The following is a 22,074-nucleotide window of genomic DNA, read 5'->3' on the forward strand; positions in this document are numbered from 1 at the left end:
GGGGGATTTTCTCCTTAAACGGTTGGAGATATTACGTCGTTTGTACAACCACCATGTTTAGGACAAACTCTCTGTTTTAACGGAGAGTAGTTGATGATGGATACCGATTACTTGGGGCGAAGCGTGATTTCTTTATGGTTGATGTGGGAATATGACCGATTTTATGAATACCTAAGGCTAGTCAGTCGAACTGGATTTTGATATGATAAATTTACATTGAGTCAATTAATTATTACCGAGGGAGACTATTATATGAAAACATACCAAAAATTTATTTTAGGTGGATTAGGTAGTTTAGGAGCACTTGGATTAGCTGCTTGGACTTATAAAAAAGTCGATTTAGCACAGCGACTACCATTAGGTACTTATCGGATTCAACCGACTATGAGAGATTTAATTAACATTCAAAATAGTCGTCAAAAACTACAGTGGCAGACTGATAATGGCACGTTTAGAGGATGGGAAGACGAAACGGTTCTGCGCGTTCAAGGAATTCGTTATGCCATTTCAGAACGTTACGGCGTTCCTGAAAAGTATACCTATCCTGAAGGGGTCTTCGATATGATGACACCCGCTCCTTTAAGTGTACAAAATCGCTCGGGATTTGAGGAGTTCTATGGTGGAGTCCAATATGATGCGATTCCTCAAGATGAATTTGGACAGTATTTATCCATTACATTGCCAAAAGACATTCAACCAAATGAGAAACTTCCAGTGTTAGTATGGATTCATGGTGGTGGTTATGGAAATGGGGGTATCGATATAAAATCTTATGACCCGCAATTACTAGTATCGGAACATCGCATAATTGTGGTGAGTATTAGTTATCGTCTGGGCGTATTAGGTTATTTAAGAGACCGTGACGGACATTTCGCTAATTTAGGGTTATTAGACCAAATAGAAGCTTTAAAATGGATTCATCGTAATATAGGCTATTTTGGTGGCGATAACCAACAAGTGACGCTTTACGGCGAATCAGCTGGTGCCAATGCAGTCCAATATTTAATGATTGCACAAGGTACAGAAGAACTGTTCCAAAAAGTAATCATTGCCAGTTCACCTTTTGCGACGATGGATGACCGTGATGAATTAAATCGTCAAATGTTAACGGCTTATAACCAATTACCTATCGACGCGACGCTTGAAGAAATACTAGCGAAACAAGATCAAATTATAGCCAATATAGACGAAGAGGGTTATGCCAAAAATATGTTCTTTGCACCACATTATGGCGTGTATCCATTACCAACGAAGGAAGAGGCTGAAGCAGCTTGGACAGAAGCTACGCAACGCTTAGATGTCTTAATTGGAGCCACGACGCGTGAAGCAGCGGCTTTTATTGGCGAAGATAGTTATTTAAAAATAGCAGGCAGTTTACCTGGCATTAAACGCTTGATCGAACAGAAATTAAAAACATTGTCACATGATATTTTTATAAACGGTGCGGAATCTTTTGCGCAACGTTATGCCAATTCGCAAAGAGCGATGTATTATTATTTAATGCATTGGGGAGAAGGGCACCTCTTAGGTGCTAGCCATACGATTGATTTGAGTTTAGCTTTTGGCAATAACCACTCGCAATCGCCAATTCTTTTAGGGATGACCAAAGAAGATGTTGATTATTATGGACGTCAATTTCGTGCGGTATTAGCTGGTTTTATTAAAACTGGTGCAATAGATGTTGATGAAATCCCGGAAGTAATGACGATTGAACATTTAGGTAAATAATTAATGCGTTCCAGTGCGTAACAAAAAACCTAGCAGTGAAGGATAATCCGGACCTGACTTCAATGAGAAGTTTAGCCTTGACTATCAGTTGTCTGCTAGGTTAAATTTGTTGGCATTTTATTCGGGAACAATGAATGGCAAATAAAAGCTGTGTGGAAAGTATTCACTGGTTATAAAAATGCCAAAGGTTTATAAAAGTAATACGTATAATTAAATAGTTTGAGAGTGGCTTAATTGTTGAATGGCCAACTCAATATCGTCGGATGCGCTTATTTCAGAAATAACGCAAATCGCATCAGGATTCATTTGTTGAACTTGTGCAACATTGTCTAAGTGAATGCCACCAATCGCAAAGACCGGAAAATCAGGATTAACGGCTTGTAATTGACTGAATAATTCAGGTCCTATAGCCGGGCGGACATTTACTTTTGATTGAGTGGTAAAAATTGGGCCACAGCCAACATAATCTGCACCATCTTCAATCGCTTGTTGCACTTGTTCAACAGTGTGAGCAGACACGCCTAATAGCATATTATCACCAATTAAATCGCGTACTTTTTGTGCTTGTGGATCTGTTTGACCGATATGTAAGCCATCAGCTTGAAGTTGAATGGCCATTTCAACATCATCATTAATGAAAAAAATGACATTGTATTGTTGGCAGATGGCTTGTGCTTTTTGTGCTAGGTCCAATCGCTCCGTATCCGTGAGAATGGACCCATCTTTATCACGAAATTGAAAATAACGAATGCCATGTTGGCAAGCTTCTGTTAGTACGGCTAGGAAATTTTCAATTTGTGCGGCTTTTTCTAATTGCGGAAATTGTTGCGTACCCAAAATAAAATAAATAGGGAAAGCGTCTTGTTGTGGCGCTTTTTTTAATGTACTCCATTGACATCTATTCATGAATCGTGACCTCTTTCAATGCGGCTTGTGGATCTTTTGCATAAGCCCAATGGTTGGTTGGACCATGGCCGTGTCCGATACCGAGCGTGTGACTAATGGCAGCATGAATATAGGCTTTTGCATGATAGACTGCTTCTTCAACCGATAATCCTTTTGCTAAAAATGCCGTAATAGCCGCTGAGAACGTACAGCCAGTACCATGGGTATGTGGTGTCTCAATACGCGGACTGGTTAAAGTAAAGGCCTTGCCTTGTTGATTGAGGAAATAATCTTCAGCTAAATTATCTGTTGAATAACGATGACCGCCTTTTATGACCACCGCTTCGACACCGAAGGTTAATAATTTTTCAGCTGCTTGTTGGCGTTCGTAATCATTAGTAATCGCGATGCCCGATAAAACTTCCGCCTCTGGAATATTAGGTGTAATCACTTTTCCTAATGGTAATAACTGTGTGCGTAAAGTATCTTGAGCATCTTCTAATAATAATGAAGCACCACCTTTCGCAATCATCACCGGATCAATCACTAAACGACTTTGCAGATTATTTTGTTTAATAGCTTCAGCTACTGTTTGAATCACTTGACTATCATGTAACATTCCAGTTTTGACGGCTTGAATTTGGAAGTCATTCGCGACATGATTAATTTGCCCACTAATAATTTCTAAATCCATTGGTTGAATGCCGTGAACCCCTAAAGTATTTTGCACCGTTACGGCCGTTAAAGCAGAAGTACCAAAGGTTTCTAAAGACATAAAAGTTTTTAAATCCGCTTGAATTCCAGCGCCACCGCCACTGTCTGAACCGGCAATGGTCATGACCACTGGATAATGTGTATTAGTCATTGCTTGACATCCTTTCTTGTGTAATTGTTAAGTTTGTTAATTCTTTATCAGATGTTTTTTTATTATTTGCTTTGACTGAGTGTTCATATAATTGGTTTAATAAATGAATTGGTAAATCACCAGGTCCGGTAGTCAATTGAACTGCCCGGCCTCCACACCAAGCATAAAATCCGGTCGCTAAAGTGGCAGCCGTTAAATAGTCAGCTGGCGTAGGCGCTTGACTGATAAAAGCAGCGACGATGGTCGTCGCGACACAGCCGGTGCCGGTCACATAACCGAGTAAAGCGTCGCCATATTGATGGGCATAGACAGCAGTTTGATTAGCGATATAATCAGTTTTGCCAGTGGCCACCACCACTGTTTGATAAAGGTTGGCTACTTTTAGTAAATGATCGGTCATTTCACCTTCAGGATGACCACCATCCACACCTTTACCATTACTTTTCGCTCCAGCTAAGGCAGCAATTTCGGAATAATTACCGCAAACAGCCGCGATCTCGTATTCGCTTAGTAAATGTTCAATATAAGCAAGACGATTGGAAAGTGCCGCTACTCCGACCGGATCGATGATGACCGGAATTTGTTTGTCAATGGCCGCTTTTATGGAAAGCTCAATCGCCTCCATTTTATCTTGATTAAATGGGGAACCGATATTAATGACAATCGCTTGAGATTGTGCCGATACTAAAGGACTAGCATCCGGTTCATCGGTCATAATCGGTGAAGCACCAATGGCTAATAGGGCATTGGCCTGGAAATTGGTGGTCACTTTATTAGTTAAACAATTGATTAAAGGGTTTTGTTCGACGATTTGATTGAGATAAAACGTCATTTGCTCATGCATAACTTATCCAACTTTCTATTATAAAAGATAGGAGGGGTAGCTAATTTGAAAACCACTGATTTTCTATTTGCTACTGACCCTCCACTCATTGATTATTTACTTAAATCTTCTATTAACTCTTCAGCAGTTAATTCTTTGGCAATTGAACCTTTATCAGCTAAGAACTTAGCAAAGGCTACATAGTCATCAACAACTAGGTTACCAAAGTCACCTTTACTTACCATGTAATCTTGTAATAAATCCCAAGATTGAATTTCAATTTCTTTGTCTAATACATAGGCATTATCTTCATTTTCAAAAATTGTTTCAATCGCTGCTTCAGGATCTGCTAACGCTTTATCAAAACCTTTTTTCAATGCACGCATAAATGCTTGTAGTTCTGGTTTTTTGGCTTCGATGGTGTCATTTCCCGCAACGAAGATTAATTCATCAGAATCTGGTACTCCATACTCCGTGAAGTCAAAGTAATCCACGTCATATCCTTCTTTTTGTAACATTAACAATTCGTGGTTAGTGTAAGCTCCAATTAAAGCATCGACTTTATCGGTTGCTAAAGCAGGGATTAAGTCCCATCCTACGTTCACCATTTCCGCTTTGTCATAACTTGCACCGTCATGTTCCATCATGGCTTCAATAATATTTTCAGAAATAGTAGTTGCTGAGTAACCTACTTTTTTACCTTCTAAATCTTTTGGTGTCGTAATACCAGACTCTTTTTTGTACATCACAGCATCTAAACGTTGTTGTACTAATGAACCGATGGCTTTAGCAGGAATACCTTCAGCTACCGCTTGCATTAATACCGCTGGATAACTTACCGCAATATCAGTTTGTCCCGCACCCGCTAATTTAATTGGATCATCTGCTTCAGCAGGCATATTAATTGTTAAGTTTAATCCTTCTTCTTCAAAATAACCTTCTTTAATCGCCACATAGATTGGCACATGGTTCGCATTTGGATACCAGTCTAACATGAGTGATAAATCCATCATTTCTTCTGCTTGCACTGATTGCGGCATCCATGGTAACACCGTTAAGGCCATTAATAAACTTAAAACACTAACAACTAATTTTTTCATTTTTATTTCCTCTTTTCTGTATTTAAATATTTTAATGAACGATTTTCTAATAATCCGACGAGATTAAATAATAGAATACCGATTAAGGATAGCACCAAAATACCGGCAAACACGCCTTCGGATTTAATACTACTGGACATCCGACGAATATAATAACCTAAACCTTCCGAGCCACCAAGCCATTCACCAATGACTGCCCCGATTAAAGAATAGACAACTGACATTTTTAAACCAGAGTAGATAGACGGTAGGGCGAATTTCCATTGTAATTGGCTAAACATTTGCCATTTTGACGCACCCATCACTCTGAATAATTCGAGATACTCTTCATCCGTTCGTTTTAAGCCATCGAAGACACTCACTACGACGGGGAAAAAGGTAATCAAAAAGATAATCGCCACCTTGGTCCATAAGCTATAGCCAAACCATAACACAAAGATTGGGGACAAGGCGATAGTCGGAATTGTTTGCGAAATTAGGACAAAAGGATAAAATGCCCGCTCGATAAAATCAGAATAATATAATAGAATTCCAATCAATAAACCCAGTCCGATTGAAATGGCCACGCCAACGATGACTTCTAATAAAGTCGCTTGAGTGTGTGTCCATAGTTGCGGCGCTTGGGTAAAGAGGGTCTTAATAACATCACTTGGTCTCGGAATAATAAACTTTGGTACCCATTCACGCGCCACGGCCCATTCAATAATGACTAATAACACAGCTGAAACAGATAAGAAAGGCCAGTAACGTTGAATTAACTGTCGTAGTTTATTCATGGATGGCCACCTCCAAAGCTTGTTTATACTCAATAAATTGAGCATGATAACGGATGTCTTTCGGTCGTGGACGTGGCAGATCAATGTGCCACTCTTTGATTTGAGTATCGTTGCCATTATGCCAGTTTTGTAATAAAAAGACCCGATTACTTAAAAGCACTGCTTCATCAATATTATGCGTAATAAAAACAATTGTTTTATTTAATTCTTGCCACAGTGATAGTAACCATTGTTGCATTTCATATTGTGTAAAACTGTCTAATGCTCCAAAAGGTTCATCGAGCAGTAAAACTGGCTTATTGGCCAGAATCGTCCGTACGAAAGCGGCGCGCTGACGCATTCCACCCGAGAGATCTTTTGGTAGGGAATAGGCATAATCTTTTAAACCCGCCTTATCTAGCCACTCTAACGCTTTTTCTTTTGAAACTGGATGCTGCTTATCAAGTTTGCCACTTAATCTAACATTTTCCAAAATTGTCGCCCAAGGAAGTAGTAAATCTTTTTGTGGCATATAACCGACATCACCTAATTGAATCGGTCGTCCAGCAAAGAGAATCTGGCCCGCATCTGGTTGAAATTGCGTGGTCAGTAATTTAAATAGCGTACTCTTACCACTGCCGCTTTTACCGATTAATGAAATAAACTCACCTTTAGGAAAATTGAGGTTGACATTTTGTAACGTCTTCTCGCCTTTAAAGTCAGGATAGGTAAATGAGACGTTTGTTATTTCAATCATCTGAAACTCCTTTCTATCCATTTGCCCAAAAAAAAGACCCGTTTCTAGGAAACCGGCCCGAAGCATACTGAGTCTTGACTGATCAAACTGATCAAAATGTGTACAGTAAAACAAAATTGTAAACATCCCTACGGTAGTACTAACTACATCAGGTCAAGGGTCAAGGAACATTTCAGAAACCTACTCTCAGCGCATTGGCTCCCCTAGTTTAAAATAAATGGATTCAATTGTTAAAAGAGACCCTTTGATTTCACAAAGAAACTCTAACTGATTATTAGAATAAATCAAGTGATAGTTAATGTCAAGCAGATAAGTTGAACAATAGATTGAATTCATGACTTATAAAAAAGTAATATAAGTAAGGTCATGATTACTAGTGGTACTAAAAAGTGAACGATGCTGTTTACAATGAACCAAATTAAGAAGGTTCATGACGATGCCTATTGACCAGACAGGCGATGGAAATAGAATATCGATTATGTTCATCTTTGATCAATGACATGGTTGTAAGGGAGTAGGCCAACAGTAGAAAAATGAATGATTTTCGCTACGTCTGCCTATTCCTGCACAGTTGTAACTAGACCAGAAGCAGAAAACCAAGTGATATTCTCTTCATCTGCCTACCCTATCATCGTCTGTGCTTTTAATTGCCGCACAATTTCTTGACTGAAATTTGCTAGTTTATCTCCAGTCTATTTAAGACGCAGTTTGAGACCTCTCACACCCTGCGCTTTTAATTACCGCGCAATCACTGCACTAAATTATTAAGATTACGCCCAGGTCTTATTTATTAAAAAAGCTCCCTCTTTACAATCCAAGATTAATTTGCTAGTCTAATAGTGACACTAGGGGAGCATGAAAATGCTGAGAGAGAAATTGACCCTTTGAACCTGATTCAGTTAATACTGACGTAGGGAAGTGTGCTTAATTTAATCAGCCAGTTTGATTTTGTTGGACTGCACCCGATTTAATGCGCACACTTTATCTTTAAAGGTGGGTATTTTTTTGTTCCTAAAATATAAGGAGGAATAGCGTCATGACAAAATTTACTGAACGTGTGTTTCCAAAAGTTGAAGCGATTTGGGCATCGTATTTAGAACATCCATTTGTAAAAGGATTAGGAGAAGGTACGCTGGCTAAAGAGAAATTCCAACGTTGGTTAACACAAGATTATGTTTATTTAGTGGAGTATTCAAAATTAATGGCTTTAGGCGTAGCGAAGTCGACCGATTTATCGATGATGCGCAGTTTTTCAAAAGCATTATTTGGAACCTTAGAGATGGAGATGGAATTACATCGTCAATTTTCAGCTCAATTTGGGATTAGTGAAGCAGAATTATTACAAACGAAAATGTGGCCAACCAATACAGCCTATACTTCTTATATGTTAAATCATGCCCAAGCGGGTGGCGCAGAATATGCGGTAACAGCCTTATTAACTTGTGCTTGGTCATACGCTTATGTCGGCGAAGCATTAGCGAAGCAAAGTCCTGAAAATAATCCTTACCAGCAATGGATTGATATGTATGCGGGCGAAGAATTCCAAACTTTAGCTACTGATATGAAAAATTTAATGGACGAGATGGCTAAAGATTTACCAGAAGCAACCTTAAAACGTCTAGAAGAAATCATTATTAAAACGTCTTACTATGAATATCAATTCTGGACTATGTGCTATGACGGTGAAGATTGGGAAACCCGATACGAAAAATAAAATTAATAATTAATGATGAGAGGGAATGGTTAAAATAAATACACATAAACAAACTCAAAAACTAATGATTTTATCACTGATGATTGCCTTAGACGTGGTGTTATCACCAATTTTAAGAATTGAAGGGATGGCACCAATGTCGAGTGTCATTAATATTATTGCGGCCAGTTTTATGAGTCCTTTATATACCTTTTTAATGGCTTTAATCTGTGGTATTATTCGCATGTTAATGATGGGCATTCCACCATTAGCCTTAACAGGTGCTGTTTTTGGAGCATTATTTGCGGGATTAGGTTATTGGAAGACACGTAACTTCTGGGCAGCAGCGCTAGGTGAATTTATTGGAACGGGTGTCGTAGGGTCATTATTAAGCTACCCCGTCATGGTTTGGTTTACCGGAGTCAAAACGGATTTACACTGGCTGATTTATACACCACGTTTTATGGGTGCTTGTGTAATGGGAGCGATAGCGGCTTTTGTCTTGTACGAAAGACTTAACAAATTATCAGCTTTTCATCGTATGCAACAATTGTTCTTAACAGATGATGAGCGTGTTTTAAGCAGTCAAAATGGTCGCTAATTTGTCCAGTAGGAACCAATCTTATATAACATTATATTAATTTGCGAGAGTAGGCAAATAGTGAAAATAATCTGATTTTTACTATTGATGCCTGCTCTTTTTTGTGAGAAGCAAGAGCACATTATGATGCGACCACTATCCAAGTGATTGAGGCCTACTTTTTTTGTGAGAAGCAAGGCACATTATGATGGGACACCATCCAAGTAATTGAGGCCTACTTTTTTGTGAAGGAAAAGATAGCCTGTTGAATTAAATTGTTTTCGTCCTCATGTTGAGCTCTACTTTAGTGGGAAAAAAGCTAGTTTGTGGGCGTTAGGCTGGGGGATTATCCTATATTAGGAAATAAGGTTAGTTTAATGGAATGACCAGATGACCTCATTTGCCAAGGAGTGTTAAAGACCTTTTAGTGAATAAATTATTATCGAAGGAGGCTGGGCATAAACTTGATAAATTTAGTTAAGATTATTGTTCATTAGTTAATAGCGCAGTGGTTGAGTGGTCTCAAATGGCGTCTTAACGACTTATTTGAGACCTACTCAACTGTGCGGGGGTGGGCAGACGAAGTGAAAATTATTTAATTTTCTACTTCTTGCCCACTCCCATAATTTCACCGTAACATACACTTTCAGCGAGAGGGTGCGCTCTAAAATATTAGATTGAATTCTTATGAACCGCCTTCATCGGATAAAACTAATTAAATTACTATCTTAGCAATTGACTAGAATGCTTTTTTCTTTTATTATGAATAGTTGAAAGTAGTAACGAGGAGGGCTTATTAATGGCACAATTCTTTTTCAAATATGGTGCAATGAATAGTGGGAAATCACTTGAAATTATTAAAGTAGCACATAATTATGAAGAACAAAATAAACAGGTGGAAATTTTTACGAGCGCTCTAGATACTAGAACTTCTGTAGGAACAGTTGCTAGTCGGACCGGCTATCAGCGTCAAGCGATTCCGATTACGGACGACATGGATTTATTTGAAAGTATTAAAGCATTAGGACACCGCTATTGTATTTTAGTCGATGAAGCACAATTTTTAACAAAGGAACATGTGTTACAATTAGCTCGAGTCGTAGATGAATTAGATATTCCAGTGATGGCATTTGGGTTAAAAAATGATTTTACGAATGAACTTTTCGAAGGTTCTAAGTATTTATTGTTATATGCCGATAAAATTGAAGAGATTAAAACCATTTGTTGGTTCTGTCATAAAAAAGCCATGATGAACTTACGCTTTGTTGACGGCAAACCGGTTTACGAAGGGGAACAAATTCAAATTGGCGGTAATGAATCATATTTACCTGTCTGCCGAAAATGTTATTTCCAACCAGGAGAGTTAAGATAGAAGGGGAATTTTATGTTTGAACAATTAGATACACTAATTTTTCGTTTTGAAGAAATATTAGAATTATTAAGTGACCCATCGGTTATTGCCGATACCAATCGTTTACGTGAATTAACAATCGAAGAAAGTGATTTACGTCCAAAAGTTGAAAAAATCCGTCGCTATAAGCAAGTAGAACAAGAATTAGCGGATACGGAAGAAATGTTAAATGAAGGCCTTGATGCTGAAATGGCCGAAATGGCTAAAATGGAATTAGCGGAATTAAAAGAAGAACGTGAAACCTTACAAGAAGAAATTAAAATTATGATGTTACCAGAAGATCCAAATGATGGTAAAAACATCATTATGGAAATTCGTGGGGCCGCTGGTGGTGACGAGGCGCAATTATTCGCTGGTGACTTATTGAATATGTACACTAAATATGCCGATAGCCAAGGATGGAATGTGGAAGTCTTGGATGCAAATATTACCGGTATCGGTGGTTATAAAGAAGTATCCATTATGATTTCTGGTCATAAAGTATATAGTAAATTAAAATTCGAAAATGGTGCTCACCGTGTCCAACGTGTCCCAGAAACGGAATCTCAAGGACGGGTCCATACCTCTACTGCTACAGTCGTGGTTATGCCAGAAGTAGAAGATATTGATTTCGAATTAAATGAAAATGATATTCGAGTGGACATTTATCATGCCTCAGGTGCAGGTGGACAGCACGTTAACAAAACAGCTTCAGCTGTACGTTTAACGCATATCCCCACTAATACCGTGGTAGCGATGCAAGATGAACGTTCACAATTGAAAAACCGTGAAAAAGCGATGAAAGTATTGCGTGCCCGCGTCTTCGACCAAATGCAATCAGAAGCCCAATCTGAAATTGATGCTTCTCGTAAATTAGCAGTCGGAACAGGGGACCGTTCTGAACGTATTCGTACTTATAATTTCCCACAAAACCGGGTGACCGATCATCGTATTGGTTTAACCATCCAACAATTAGATTCAATCTTAAATGGGAAATTAGACGAAATTATTGATAGCTTAGTCATGTATGACCAAACTCAAAAACTGGAGGAACTCAATGGTCCTAAGCTCTAAAATGACTTTAGCTGAAGCTCTCCAAAGAGCTTCAGTTTTTTTGCAAGAAAACGGCATTCAAGACAGTCCGATTAAAGATTATTGGCAACGGACATTTGATTGGGATTATACTCAATTGATTTTAAACTTAAACATGCCGCTTAATGATGAACAAGCGATGCGCTTTAACGAAGTGTTAAAGCGATTAGCCCAACACGAGCCGATTCAGTATATTTTAGGAAAAGCTGATTTTGTTGGGGAAACTTACTATGTCACACCAGACACCTTAATTCCACGGGAGGACACTTACGGCCTAATTGAAATGGGATGTGCGTTTTTAAAGGAACATCCACAAGCCAAAGTGATTGATATTGGAACGGGAAGTGGCATCATTGCGATTGAATTAGCCAAACAATTGGCGCCAAACCAAGTTACAGCGGTTGATATTTCGCCAGCAGCTTTAGCAATAGCCCAGAAAAATGGTCAGCATCATCAAGTGCAAGTGGAGTGGCTTGAAAGTGATTTAATGTCTGCTTTAACAGGACGTCAATTTGATTTAATTGTCTCCAATCCACCCTATATTGCTGAAGATGAGTTAGCTTTAATGGATGAATCTGTTAAACGTTTTGAACCCGCTACAGCACTTTTTGCCGAGCAACAAGGTCTCGCTATTTATCAGCGCCTAGCCGAAACATTGCCATCGTTTTTATCAGACAATGGCCAAATCTTGTTAGAAATAGGCTTTAAACAAGCCAGTGCTGTCCAAACAATTTTTCAAAAAACATTTCCTAATGCCATCATAAGTGTTCATCAAGATTTAAACGGTTTAGATCGTTATATTAAAATCGATACTCAGAAGGGGTGAAGCAATGGATACCAAAATTTATAAAAAAGAACAAATAAATGAAGCAGCCGCCCAATTAAAAGCCGGGCAATTAGTGGCTTTCCCAACGGAAACAGTCTTTGGTTTGGGAGCCATCGCGACCAACGAAGCCGCCGTTAGCAGTGTTTTTGCAACTAAAGGTCGTCCGCAAGACAATCCCTTAATTGTGCATGTTAGCAGCATTGAACAAGTGGCAGAATATGTGGCAGAAGTGCCTGAAATTGCGGCACAATTAATGAAGCAATTTTGGCCAGGACCATTGACGATTATTTTCCCACAAAAACCCGGGGTGTTAGCACCAAGTGTGACCCCTGGACAAGAAACTGTCGCTATCAGAATGCCTGATAATCCAGAAACTTTAGCGTTGATTGAGGCTACGGGCATTCCATTAGTCGGACCAAGTGCCAATAAATCAGGTAAACCGAGTCCAACAGCAGTGGAACATGTTTATCATGACTTTCAAGGGAAAATTGCGGGCATAGTCGAACCGAGCGAAAAACTGTTAGCCGTGGGTGTTGAATCGACGGTCGTATTGCCACGAGCGGGGGTTATCAATATTTTACGTCCAGGTGCGATTACGAAAGAAGATTTAAGAGCGCTAGGTTATCAAGTCGAAGAAAAAACAGCTGAAGAACAATTAAAAGATACGAGCGTTTTGTCACCCGGAGTTAAATACACGCATTATAGCCCTAAACAACCGGTTCATGTCTTAATAACAGATGATTCACAGCAATTCTTACAATATATTGAAGCATTAAAACAACCAGTGGCCATCTTAGCAGATGAATCCGTCCTTCAAGCGCTTAGTAATGACTCACAGATAGTGGCCACTCATTCTTATGGCGCAAAAGGGGATTTAGTCTCGGCTACTCAACAATTATATGCCGGTTTAAGAGCTTTAGAACAAACAACCGCACAGGTTATTATCGCACAAGGCTTTCCGGATTCACCAGCCAGTCATGCGATGATGAATCGTTTGAGAAAAGCAGCCGATTTGACTCAAACTTTTTTATAAAATGATGAAATGATAAGTGGCATCGACTTTAATCTATGTTATAATATGTTGAAGAAACGGGGGTATGCAAATGATGAAAGATAGTATCGTTTTTGACTTAATTAATAAAGAAGCCAATCGCCAAAAAAATGGCATTGAGTTGATAGCATCAGAAAATTTTGTTTCCGATGAAGTTTTAAAGGCACAAGGCAGTATCTTAACCAATAAGTATGCAGAAGGTTATCCAGGACGTCGTTATTACGGTGGTTGTGAATATATTGACCAACTTGAACAATTGGCAATCGATCGTGTGAAAAAATTATTTGGCGCTGACTTTGCGAATGTGCAACCACATTCAGGTTCATCAGCCAATTTAGCGGTGTATCGTGCTTTCCTAGAACCGGGTGACCGCGTATTAGGAATGGACTTAGCACAAGGTGGGCACTTAACCCATGGCTCACCGGTTAACTTTAGTGGACAATCTTACGAAATGTATAGCTATGGTGTCGACGAAACAGGTTATATTGACTACGATGCTTTAGAAAAGAAAGCTGAAGAATGCCAACCAAAAATGATTATTGCAGGTGCCAGTGCATACTCAAGAGCAATTGATTTTGAACGTATCGGTCAAATTGCTAAGAAAGTAGGCGCGATTTATTTTGTAGACATGGCGCATATTGCTGGACTGGTAGCCGCAGGCTTACATCAAAATCCAGTACCATATGCGGATGTAGTCACCAGTACCACTCATAAAACATTACGTGGGCCACGTGGTGGGATTATTTTAGGGAAAGCAGAACATGAAAAAGCAATTAATTCCGCTATTTTCCCAGGAATTCAAGGTGGACCATTAGAACATGTGATTGCGGCTAAGGCAGTCGCTTTCGGTGAAGCATTAGATCCGTCATTTAAAGAATATGCCGCACAAGTGATTAAAAACACGCAAGCAATGGCAAAAGTATTCAGTCAAAGCGAATTAAATGTCATCTCAGGTGGCACGGATAATCATCTCTTCTTAGTCGATGTGACGCCATTGGAGATTACTGGTAAATGGGCCCAAGAGCGTTTAGATAAAGTGGGCATCACCGTTAATAAAAACTCAATTCCAAATGACACTAAATCATTTGTTCAAACAAGTGGTATACGTATTGGTGCCGCAGCTATTACGACCCGTGGCGCAAAAGAAGCAGACGCGATTCAGATTGCAGAAATGATGCTCGCAGCATTAAAAGCCGATGAATCAGAATTACCAACATTACATGAGCAGGTCATCGAGTTTGTTAAAGATTGGCCGATGTTTGCTTGGGCATAAAAATTATATTAGCGAAAAATAAGGAGGAATTATTTTGGCAAAATTTCAAGTAGTAGATCATCCACTCATTCAACATAAATTAACAATTATTCGTGATAAAAATACTTCAACGAAACAATTTCGTGAGGTGACCAATGAAATCGCGATGTTAATGGCGTATGAAATTACCCGTGATTTACCATTAGAAGACGTAGAAATCGAAACCCCATTAGTAAAATCAGTTCAAAAACAAATTGCTGGTAAAAAATTAGCAATTATCCCGATCTTACGTGCTGGTTTAGGAATGGTGGACGGCATGGTTGACTTAATTCCAGCCGCTAGAATTGGTCATATTGGTTTATACCGTGATGAAGATACTTTAGAAGCAGTCGAATATTTTGCTAAATTCCCTCAAGATATTAGTGAACGTCGTCTATTTGTTGTTGACCCAATGTTAGCAACCGGTAGTTCAGCGATTGCGGCCTTAGATTTATTAACGAGCAAATATAATGTGCAACCAGAAAATATTACCTTTGTCTGTCTAGTTTCTGCTCCAGAAGGTGTTAAAGCTTTCCAAGAAACTTATCCAGATGTAGATTTATACACGGCTGCCCTAGATGAACGCTTAAACGAACATGGTTATATCTTACCAGGTTTAGGTGATGCTGGTGACCGAATCTTTGGTACCAAATAATAAATATTAAAAACCTTGTCAGGTGCAATGTAAAAACCTACAGTTAGCTTTGTCTCTAACTGAAAATTTTTGGTGTTCACTTTATAAATTGCACTGAACAAGGTTTTTCTTTTTGAAAATAATGTTTAAAACGGATTGGCCAATCTGTAAGGATTATTGCGTCTATGTTCGCATTGATGAATACTGTACCAAAGTAGCCATACGCTAATTGCATTTTAAGGTTACGCCACATGATGACGCACATTAGAGAAGCGACAGGGCATCAAACTGAATCATGATGATTAGTGAAGAAAATAAAAAAGTGGGAGTAGGCAAGAAGTCGAAAATCAAATGATTTTCGCTTCATTTGCCTACTCCCACATAATTTGAGACCTTTCAATCACTGCACTATCAATAAGAAGAAACCAAATGGAAGTTTCAATAGTTTTCCTGAGCCTCACTTTTTAATAAATTTGGATGAGGAAAGGGATTAATCTTCTGGTAAGATAAAACCTTCCGTTTCTTTATTTTGTAAAATATTTTCTGCCCATGCATGATTAATAATGCGGAAATGACCTTTAGTATTTTGTTTCAAAGCACGTTTGAATTTATCGCGAATAAAGGTTAGTAATCGTTGGTGGCAATCAACCATCATTTGTTTAGTATCCGTTACATATAAAAACTTCGGTTGCCCTTCTTTATTGAGGAAGAAGTAACGATTTTTCACTTGAGCAGTAGGATTTTCCTTGGCGAATAACCCATCGGTTAACATTTTAACCATCTCAATTTCAGTATCTTTAAAGCCTGAATCATAAATTTGCACTTTTTCCATTAAATCGGCCATGTTTAACATAATACGCATTTCATAATCATCGACTGAAACGGGGAAACTATTAATTAAATCGTTTAATTGTGCTTGAATCGCTTCACGTTGTTCATTATATTGCGGCGCAACATGGAACAGTAATTTTTTGTCTGGGTCATGATATAAAAATTGCGATGAAATATGACGTTTAGCGCCACAATGCTCGCATTCAAATAATAATAAAGTACCGTCTAATAATTTTTCTTTTAAATCAGGGTTTAAACGGGTGTTAATGGCGATATCGAATTGTCTTTCTATTTCATGATGACAAACGGGACATTTAAATTTCATTTTTGGTGCCATAAACTCTCTCCTTTTTTGTAAGTTAATATCATTATAACAGAAATCAGTTAATACCTAAATGATTTTTAAAAAATCTATACAATACTGGCTTTTAGAAACAATCTGCTATATGATATAATGGTAAATGTGAAAGTATTTTCAAAACAGAGGTGATAATGGATGGAGATAATCGTGATTCATAGTTCTCGTTATGGTTCGACTGAAAAATATGCAATTGAAATTTCAAAAAAATTACGCTGCCCCGTGGTGGATAGTGCTCAAGTTTCAGTAGAAGACTTGGCTAGTTATGACATTATTATTTTAGGTACTTGCTTATTGGAAGGTCAATTATCTGACGCAGCGATGTATGAACAATGGGTAAAACAATATCCCGATAAACATTGGGCTTTATTTACAGTGGGATTATCCAATCCTAAGTTAACTGACTTTAAAGACATATTAGACAATAACTTTGAAGATACAACTATTGAGAAAGTCGAATTATTCCATTATCGTGGAGCGATTCAATACAAACGCTTACTATTAATGGAGAGTTTGGTATCAAAAGTAAAACAAAAGCGTTTAACATCGATTGATTATGTGCCATTAGATGATGATAATGAACGATTACTGCGTAAATATGGTACGACTTATGATTTTACAGACAAAGAAAATACTATTTTATTAATTGATTGGGTAAATAAAATCTTAAGAAATGAAAAGGAGCTTGAGGAATGAATCCAAAGGAATTAGTTGGACGCAAAGCAGCGGAATATGTTCAAGATGGGATGGTAGTAGGCTTAGGAACAGGATCAACGGCCTACTGGTTTGTTGATGAAGTGGGACAAAGAGTTAAAAACGGTGAATTGCCAAACATTGTGGGCGTTCCTACTTCCAAACAAACAGAAATGCAAGCACGAGAATTAGGTATTCCGCTAGCACAATTGGATGAAGTTAATTCCATTGATTTATTAGTGGACGGCGCAGATGAATGTTTACGTTCGATGTCAGGTATTAAAGGTGGTGGTGGTGCCCACTTAATCGAGAAAATTGTCGCTGAAAATAGTCATGAGATTATCTGGATAGTAACAGAAGAAAAGGTCGTCGATTATTTAGGTGCCTTTCCTTTACCAGTAGAAGTGATTCAAACAGGCAGTTGGAATATCTTTAGAGCTTTTGAAAATGCTGGCATGAACCCATCTTTCCGTAAAAAGGGTAAAGATTCATTATTTGTGACCGACTCTGGTAACTATATCATTGATTTACACTTAGGCAGAATCGATCAACCACAACAAGTGGCCCACGAATTAAAAACGATGGTAGGGGTTGTTGAACATGGATTATTCATTAACTATCCTAATCGTATTTTAGTAGCAAAAAATGATGGTACGGTTGAAGTGATTGAAGGTCAACAATAAGAGTTAATGGCAGATTTAAAATGTATTAGGAGCAATCAATGAGGCCTAATACAACTAGATAAGTTGAAGATAAGGACGTGAATAAAATGAGGATGGTTGAATTAATTGAAAAAAAACAAGCAGGACAAGCTTTAACAGAAGCTGAAATTCGCTTTATTATCGAAGGTTTTACTGATGGACGTATACCCGATTACCAAATGAGTGCCTTTGCGATGGCCATTTATTTTAAAGGCATGACCGAGGAAGAAGCCAGTTACTTAACAATGGCCATGGCTGAAAGTGGCGATCAAATTGATTTGTCAGCCATTGAAGGGGTCAAAGTTGATAAACATTCTACCGGGGGTGTCGGTGATACCACGACCTTGGTTTTAGCACCATTAGTCGCTTCTTGTGGCGTGCCTGTGGCAAAAATGAGTGGACGCGGATTAGGCCATACAGGTGGAACCGTCGATAAATTCGAAGCCATTGAAGGCTTCCGTTATGAAATTCCGATCGAAGAATTTATTGACTTGGTCAATCAACATAAAGTAGCCGTTGTCGGACAATCAGGTAATTTAACGCCTGCGGATAAAAAATTATATGCTTTACGTGATGTGACTGGAACCGTACAATCGATTCCCTTAATTGCCAGCTCCATCATGAGTAAAAAGATTGCGGCTGGTGCCGATGCGATTGTCCTAGATGTTAAAGTCGGTGAAGGGGCCTTTATGAAGACCGTGGAAGAAGCAGAAAAATTAGCACGCACCATGGTGAAAATCGGCAATCAAGTCGGACGTAAAACCTTAGCGGTGATTTCGAATATGAATGAACCCTTAGGTTATGCGATTGGTAATGCCTTAGAAGTGGAAGAAGCGATTCAAACCTTAAAAGGACAAGGACCGGCTGATTTAGTAGAATTGTGTTTAGTTTTAGGGGCGCAAATGCTGATGGCCGCTAATAAAGTATCAACATTAGAAGAAGGGAAGGCAATGTTACAAACTCAAATTGAGAATGGACAAGCTTTAGCAACCTTTAAACAATTTATCAAACATCAAGGTGGCAATGAAAAGATTGCTGACGATGTTACCTTATTACCACAAGCCCAATATAAGATTGAGTTACCAGCTTTAACAGACGGTGTGGTAAGTAATTGGGTCGCGAATAAAGTGGGTGAAGCGGCTATGGTTTTAGGTGCTGGTCGTGAAACGAAAGAAGATAAGATTGATCCAGCTGTTGGCTTAATATTACATAAAAAAGTAGGCGACAAAGTACAAAAAGGCGAAGCCTTATTAACGATTTATAGTAATAGAGAAGACGTTGAAGAAGTTAAACAACGCTTGTATGATGCGATAACAATTAGTGATTCTGCTAAAAAAGAACCGCTTATCTACGAAGTGATAACCGAAGCTTAATAAATAATCAGTGCTGAAAGACGAGAGTGAAGTCTTTCAGCTTTTTTTGTGTTGACAAACATGAGGTTCAGGATGTTTTGATAGAAATTGATTCTTTATGAATAGGGGATAGGATTCGCTTCAGAGATGATTGGCGTTCGATTAAAAAAAGGACTGTATTTTTTGGTCTTAAGCCAATAATTTTTGTTAGACCTGTCAATTTTGGATGGGAGTGGGCAAGAAGTGAACTACAGAGGATTTTCGAGATCTTGTGCAAATCAAAGTTTGTTTGAATCAGAAGTAATAAAGTGCGGAAAGAATAAAATAAAAAACAATATCCCTTGTTAAACAACAATGTTGCTAAAAAAGGATATTGTCGTGATGATTATTGTTGACGATTTCCAAAATGTCGCCATTCAATTTGGCGTGCTTCGGCCCAGTTCCGTAGTTCAGAAGGCAATATTAAATTAACCTGGTGTAATTCTTTAACAGATTTGGCGTTTAACATTAACATTAAATGTTGAATGGCTTCTTTCCAATTTTCAATCATTTCAACGGACTGCTCAACGCCTTGTTCATGAACCATCTGCAAGAAACGACCGGATAGCCCAACAGCATTGGCTCCTAAGGCTAAGGCTTTGACGATGTCTAAGTAATCATTAATCCCGCCACTAGCTAAGATGGTGGTTTGATTTAAGAAAGCTTGCGCTTCTAATAATGATTCAGGGGTGGTTTGTCCCCAACCGGCAATGGCTTGATAATCTAATTTTTCGCGGCGTTCATTTTCAATTTGGATAAAGTTTGTCCCACCACGTCCACTGACATCAATATTTTTAACACCTAATTGAATTAAATGTTGAATCGTTTCGCGACTCATTCCAAAGCCAACTTCTTTAACGATAACCGGAATGGGCAATTCACGTACGATGGTTTCAATGTTTTTAGACCAACTCGTAAAGTCACGATCACCTTCTGGCATCACAATTTCTTGTGGGACATTCAGGTGAATTTGCAAGGCATTGGCTTCTAATAAATCGACCGCTCGTTTAGCATTTTCAAGATCATGATGAGCTCCGAGATTAGCCATCACAAAACCGTTGGGATTGACTTTGCGCACGATGGTAAAACTATCGCGGACGGAGTCGTCACTTAAAGCCCCACTGACAGAACCGGTCGCCATCGCTAAACCGGTTGCGGCAGCTACGCGACCAAGTGCTTCATTGTATTGTTTGGTTTTAACCGAGCCACCGGTCATGCCATTAATATAAAAGGGTGCTTGATGAATGGTATCAGCCCAATGAGTCGTCAGTTGGATTTGCTCTAAGGTTAAGGGGGCAAAAGACTGATGAACAAAGCGGATGCCTTCAAAGGCCGAAATTTTCTTTTGGGATTGTTGTTCTAACGCATATTTTACATGGTCATCTTTACGTTTTTGTGAAAATGATGGTAATTGAGATTGAAACATGATAGCTCCTTTCATATGGATAAAATTCGTTGATTTATTCACTCTCCTGGAAAGGCTTTGTAACCTGATAAGGGAGCGGAATGATATTAGCAACTTTCCAACTGTTCAACAATTCTTGACGATTTAAATGAGACGAACCAATTGCAATGCCACAATCGCCACCACCGGCACCAGACGATTTTGCTTCATATTGATACGATTGGGCGATTTCAATTAATTGAGTTAAATGATTAGTTTCAAGTGGCAGTTGCCAATAGTGGGTCATCTTTCTTAATAATTGACGCGCTTTGGCAATTCCTTTTTGAATGAGTGTCACATCGCCTCTTTCTAAATCTTGGGCTAATTGTTGCACAGTCGCCTGACTATTGACTAGGAATTGTTGATAGACGTCACTTTCGGTTTCACGATTTTGTTGGTAATGATGGACTAATTCATCCGTGGAAGCCGGCGCGTCCGTCCAGCCAATTACCAAGTCAACAGAATGAGGGACAGCTAAATGGCGAATTACCAACTGCGGCCAATCTTTAGTTAGTAATTGGGTTAAAGAAGGTGTTGCTGCAATTTGTTCGGCTAGCCATTGACGATCAGGAGATTGATAATAAATCCAACCACCATAAGCACTGGCAGCCAGATCACCAAAACTTCCCTTTGTTGAAACCTTTAATGAAGCAATCGCTGCTAATTTATAGATAATCAATGGATGGGCTGAGTAACCATAGAAACGTAATAATGCCCGAATCGTACTGACAGTGACGGCACCACTAGAGCCTAAACCATATTTACGACCATTTTCAGCTTCCAAATCGGTTTCATATTGAATATGATAATTTTGTAAAGGACGATTTAATTCAACTAATAGGCGTTCAACGGTTTCAATGGCACTTAAAACATAAGCCCAACGTTTCGGCCACATAGCACCAGGCATTAGACCCGGTTGATTATGGGAAGAACGCGTATAGTTGAAAGGCTCATTTTGAATGGTTGTGGATTGTAAAGTTCCAGACAAGTTATCAGTAGCTAAACGGATCGTGCAAGACAAGTAAGCGTCTAATGCCACTAGTATAGCGGCTTGTCCCGGTTCTAAAATCGCATATTCCCCAGCGATATATAATTTTCCTGGGGTGGAGACGGTTTGCGTGACAAAAGTCTGTTCACTCTCTATTTCTAATGTTTCTAATAACAAGTCTTTATAAGGCATTTTAAA

21 protein-coding genes and 2 riboswitches are annotated in these 22,074 nt (G+C 38.7%); of the genes, 12 read left to right on the plus strand and 9 right to left on the minus strand.

What is annotated here, in order from left to right:
• Window positions 1–252: 252 nt before the first annotated feature.
• On the plus strand, window positions 253–1,728 hold the full coding sequence (locus B5D12_RS04375; protein ID WP_078755672.1) for a carboxylesterase family protein: 1,476 nt from the start codon (window positions 253–255) through the stop codon (window positions 1,726–1,728).
• Between the two features lie 210 nt (window positions 1,729–1,938).
• Here B5D12_RS04375 and thiE read toward each other — a convergent pair whose 3' ends face one another.
• From thiE to B5D12_RS04405, 6 genes are all read right to left on the minus strand, one after another.
• Window positions 1,939–2,634 (minus strand): thiamine phosphate synthase, encoded by a 696-nt coding sequence (gene thiE / locus B5D12_RS04380; protein WP_078755673.1) that lies wholly within the window; start codon window positions 2,632–2,634, stop codon window positions 1,939–1,941.
• Window positions 2,627–3,478: a bifunctional hydroxymethylpyrimidine kinase/phosphomethylpyrimidine kinase gene (thiD, locus tag B5D12_RS04385; protein ID WP_078755674.1), complete on the minus strand. Its 852-nt coding sequence runs from the start codon at window positions 3,476–3,478 to the stop codon at window positions 2,627–2,629. The genes thiE and thiD overlap by 8 nt, the downstream gene beginning before the upstream one ends.
• The gene (thiM, locus tag B5D12_RS04390; protein ID WP_078755675.1) at window positions 3,471–4,322 is read right to left on the minus strand and encodes a hydroxyethylthiazole kinase; all 852 of its coding nucleotides are present in this window, start codon (window positions 4,320–4,322) and stop codon (window positions 3,471–3,473) included. The genes thiD and thiM overlap by 8 nt, the downstream gene beginning before the upstream one ends.
• 92 nt (window positions 4,323–4,414) lie before the next feature.
• The gene (locus B5D12_RS04395; protein ID WP_078755676.1) at window positions 4,415–5,401 is read right to left on the minus strand and encodes an ABC transporter substrate-binding protein; all 987 of its coding nucleotides are present in this window, start codon (window positions 5,399–5,401) and stop codon (window positions 4,415–4,417) included.
• A 2-nt stretch (window positions 5,402–5,403) separates the two neighbouring features.
• Window positions 5,404–6,177: an ABC transporter permease gene (locus B5D12_RS04400; protein WP_078755677.1), complete on the minus strand. Its 774-nt coding sequence runs from the start codon at window positions 6,175–6,177 to the stop codon at window positions 5,404–5,406.
• Complete coding sequence (locus B5D12_RS04405; RefSeq protein WP_078755678.1) at window positions 6,170–6,913, minus strand: ABC transporter ATP-binding protein; 744 nt, start codon at window positions 6,911–6,913, stop codon at window positions 6,170–6,172. Before B5D12_RS04405 ends, B5D12_RS04400 begins: the two co-directional genes overlap by 8 nt.
• A 108-nt stretch (window positions 6,914–7,021) precedes the next feature.
• Window positions 7,022–7,128, minus strand: a riboswitch (TPP riboswitch).
• A 622-nt stretch (window positions 7,129–7,750) separates the two neighbouring features.
• A riboswitch (TPP riboswitch) is annotated at window positions 7,751–7,847 on the plus strand.
• Between the two features lie 102 nt (window positions 7,848–7,949).
• Between B5D12_RS04405 and tenA the strand changes: the two genes are divergently transcribed.
• The 8 genes from tenA to upp all read left to right on the plus strand — a co-directional run bounded on the left by tenA (window position 7,950) and on the right by upp (window position 15,491).
• A complete protein-coding gene (tenA, locus tag B5D12_RS04410; protein WP_078755679.1) occupies window positions 7,950–8,627 on the plus strand; it encodes a thiaminase II in 678 nt (225 codons plus the stop codon).
• 25 nt (window positions 8,628–8,652) lie between these two features.
• A complete protein-coding gene (gene thiW, locus B5D12_RS04415; RefSeq protein WP_078755680.1) occupies window positions 8,653–9,207 on the plus strand; it encodes an energy coupling factor transporter S component ThiW in 555 nt (184 codons plus the stop codon).
• Between the two features lie 778 nt (window positions 9,208–9,985).
• Complete coding sequence (locus B5D12_RS04420; protein ID WP_078755681.1) at window positions 9,986–10,558, plus strand: thymidine kinase; 573 nt, start codon at window positions 9,986–9,988, stop codon at window positions 10,556–10,558.
• Window positions 10,559–10,570: 12 nt separating this feature from the next.
• Window positions 10,571–11,650: a peptide chain release factor 1 gene (prfA, locus tag B5D12_RS04425; protein WP_078755682.1), complete on the plus strand. Its 1,080-nt coding sequence runs from the start codon at window positions 10,571–10,573 to the stop codon at window positions 11,648–11,650.
• Window positions 11,634–12,494: a peptide chain release factor N(5)-glutamine methyltransferase gene (prmC, locus tag B5D12_RS04430; protein ID WP_159443860.1), complete on the plus strand. Its 861-nt coding sequence runs from the start codon at window positions 11,634–11,636 to the stop codon at window positions 12,492–12,494. The genes prfA and prmC overlap by 17 nt, the downstream gene beginning before the upstream one ends.
• Before the next feature lie 4 nt (window positions 12,495–12,498).
• On the plus strand, window positions 12,499–13,527 hold the full coding sequence (locus B5D12_RS04435) for an L-threonylcarbamoyladenylate synthase (RefSeq protein ID WP_078755684.1): 1,029 nt from the start codon (window positions 12,499–12,501) through the stop codon (window positions 13,525–13,527).
• Window positions 13,528–13,591: 64 nt separating this feature from the next.
• On the plus strand, window positions 13,592–14,818 hold the full coding sequence (gene glyA / locus B5D12_RS04440; RefSeq protein WP_078755685.1) for a serine hydroxymethyltransferase: 1,227 nt from the start codon (window positions 13,592–13,594) through the stop codon (window positions 14,816–14,818).
• Between the two features lie 34 nt (window positions 14,819–14,852).
• Window positions 14,853–15,491, plus strand: coding sequence for a uracil phosphoribosyltransferase (gene upp, locus B5D12_RS04445; protein WP_078755686.1), 639 nt, complete (start codon window positions 14,853–14,855; stop codon window positions 15,489–15,491).
• A gap of 469 nt (window positions 15,492–15,960) precedes the next feature.
• On the opposite strand, the gene B5D12_RS04450 is transcribed toward upp, so the two are convergent.
• Window positions 15,961–16,638, minus strand: a complete 678-nt coding sequence (locus B5D12_RS04450) for a CpXC domain-containing protein (protein ID WP_078755687.1) — start codon at window positions 16,636–16,638, stop codon at window positions 15,961–15,963.
• Window positions 16,639–16,797: 159 nt separating this feature from the next.
• Between B5D12_RS04450 and B5D12_RS04455 the strand changes: the two genes are divergently transcribed.
• The 3 genes from B5D12_RS04455 (at window position 16,798) to B5D12_RS04465 (ending at window position 19,426) form a co-directional block, all read left to right on the plus strand.
• Entirely contained in the window at window positions 16,798–17,355 is a 558-nt protein-coding gene (locus B5D12_RS04455; protein WP_078755688.1) for a flavodoxin domain-containing protein, read from the plus strand.
• The gene (gene rpiA, locus B5D12_RS04460; RefSeq protein WP_078755689.1) at window positions 17,352–18,035 is read left to right on the plus strand and encodes a ribose-5-phosphate isomerase RpiA; all 684 of its coding nucleotides are present in this window, start codon (window positions 17,352–17,354) and stop codon (window positions 18,033–18,035) included. Before B5D12_RS04455 ends, rpiA begins: the two co-directional genes overlap by 4 nt.
• 86 nt (window positions 18,036–18,121) lie before the next feature.
• Window positions 18,122–19,426 (plus strand): pyrimidine-nucleoside phosphorylase, encoded by a 1,305-nt coding sequence (locus B5D12_RS04465; protein WP_078755690.1) that lies wholly within the window; start codon window positions 18,122–18,124, stop codon window positions 19,424–19,426.
• Window positions 19,427–19,790: 364 nt separating this feature from the next.
• On the opposite strand, the gene fni is transcribed toward B5D12_RS04465, so the two are convergent.
• Window positions 19,791–20,870 carry a type 2 isopentenyl-diphosphate Delta-isomerase gene (gene fni / locus B5D12_RS04470; RefSeq protein ID WP_143412035.1) on the minus strand — a complete coding sequence of 360 codons (1,080 nt, stop codon included), beginning with the start codon at window positions 20,868–20,870 and terminating at the stop codon, window positions 19,791–19,793.
• A 34-nt stretch (window positions 20,871–20,904) separates the two neighbouring features.
• Entirely contained in the window at window positions 20,905–22,068 is a 1,164-nt protein-coding gene (locus B5D12_RS04475; RefSeq protein ID WP_078755691.1) for a phosphomevalonate kinase, read from the minus strand.
• Between the last annotated feature and the right edge of the window lie 6 nt (window positions 22,069–22,074).

Origin of the sequence: Globicatella sulfidifaciens DSM 15739 (assembly GCF_900167405.1) — a bacterium.
GTDB lineage: Bacteria > Bacillota > Bacilli > Lactobacillales > Aerococcaceae > Globicatella > Globicatella sulfidifaciens.

What these genes read in the sequence shown, in the direction of transcription:
- B5D12_RS04375 (WP_078755672.1), top strand. Translation starts at nt 253, where the DNA reads ATGAAAACATACCAAAAATTTATTTTAGGTGGATTAGGTAGTTTAGGA.
- thiE (WP_078755673.1), bottom strand. Translation starts at nt 2,634, where the DNA reads ATGAATAGATGTCAATGGAGTACATTAAAAAAAGCGCCACAACAAGAC.
- thiD (WP_078755674.1), bottom strand. Translation starts at nt 3,478, where the DNA reads ATGACTAATACACATTATCCAGTGGTCATGACCATTGCCGGTTCAGAC.
- thiM (WP_078755675.1), bottom strand. Translation starts at nt 4,322, where the DNA reads ATGCATGAGCAAATGACGTTTTATCTCAATCAAATCGTCGAACAAAAC.
- B5D12_RS04395 (WP_078755676.1), bottom strand. Translation starts at nt 5,401, where the DNA reads ATGAAAAAATTAGTTGTTAGTGTTTTAAGTTTATTAATGGCCTTAACG.
- B5D12_RS04400 (WP_078755677.1), bottom strand. Translation starts at nt 6,177, where the DNA reads ATGAATAAACTACGACAGTTAATTCAACGTTACTGGCCTTTCTTATCT.
- B5D12_RS04405 (WP_078755678.1), bottom strand. Translation starts at nt 6,913, where the DNA reads ATGATTGAAATAACAAACGTCTCATTTACCTATCCTGACTTTAAAGGC.
- tenA (WP_078755679.1), top strand. Translation starts at nt 7,950, where the DNA reads ATGACAAAATTTACTGAACGTGTGTTTCCAAAAGTTGAAGCGATTTGG.
- thiW (WP_078755680.1), top strand. Translation starts at nt 8,653, where the DNA reads ATGGTTAAAATAAATACACATAAACAAACTCAAAAACTAATGATTTTA.
- B5D12_RS04420 (WP_078755681.1), top strand. Translation starts at nt 9,986, where the DNA reads ATGGCACAATTCTTTTTCAAATATGGTGCAATGAATAGTGGGAAATCA.
- prfA (WP_078755682.1), top strand. Translation starts at nt 10,571, where the DNA reads ATGTTTGAACAATTAGATACACTAATTTTTCGTTTTGAAGAAATATTA.
- prmC (WP_159443860.1), top strand. Translation starts at nt 11,634, where the DNA reads ATGGTCCTAAGCTCTAAAATGACTTTAGCTGAAGCTCTCCAAAGAGCT.
- B5D12_RS04435 (WP_078755684.1), top strand. Translation starts at nt 12,499, where the DNA reads ATGGATACCAAAATTTATAAAAAAGAACAAATAAATGAAGCAGCCGCC.
- glyA (WP_078755685.1), top strand. Translation starts at nt 13,592, where the DNA reads ATGCAAATGATGAAAGATAGTATCGTTTTTGACTTAATTAATAAAGAA.
- B5D12_RS04450 (WP_078755687.1), bottom strand. Translation starts at nt 16,638, where the DNA reads ATGGCACCAAAAATGAAATTTAAATGTCCCGTTTGTCATCATGAAATA.
- B5D12_RS04455 (WP_078755688.1), top strand. Translation starts at nt 16,798, where the DNA reads ATGGAGATAATCGTGATTCATAGTTCTCGTTATGGTTCGACTGAAAAA.
- rpiA (WP_078755689.1), top strand. Translation starts at nt 17,352, where the DNA reads ATGAATCCAAAGGAATTAGTTGGACGCAAAGCAGCGGAATATGTTCAA.
- B5D12_RS04465 (WP_078755690.1), top strand. Translation starts at nt 18,122, where the DNA reads ATGAGGATGGTTGAATTAATTGAAAAAAAACAAGCAGGACAAGCTTTA.
- fni (WP_143412035.1), bottom strand. Translation starts at nt 20,870, where the DNA reads ATGTTTCAATCTCAATTACCATCATTTTCACAAAAACGTAAAGATGAC.
- B5D12_RS04475 (WP_078755691.1), bottom strand. Translation starts at nt 22,068, where the DNA reads ATGCCTTATAAAGACTTGTTATTAGAAACATTAGAAATAGAGAGTGAA.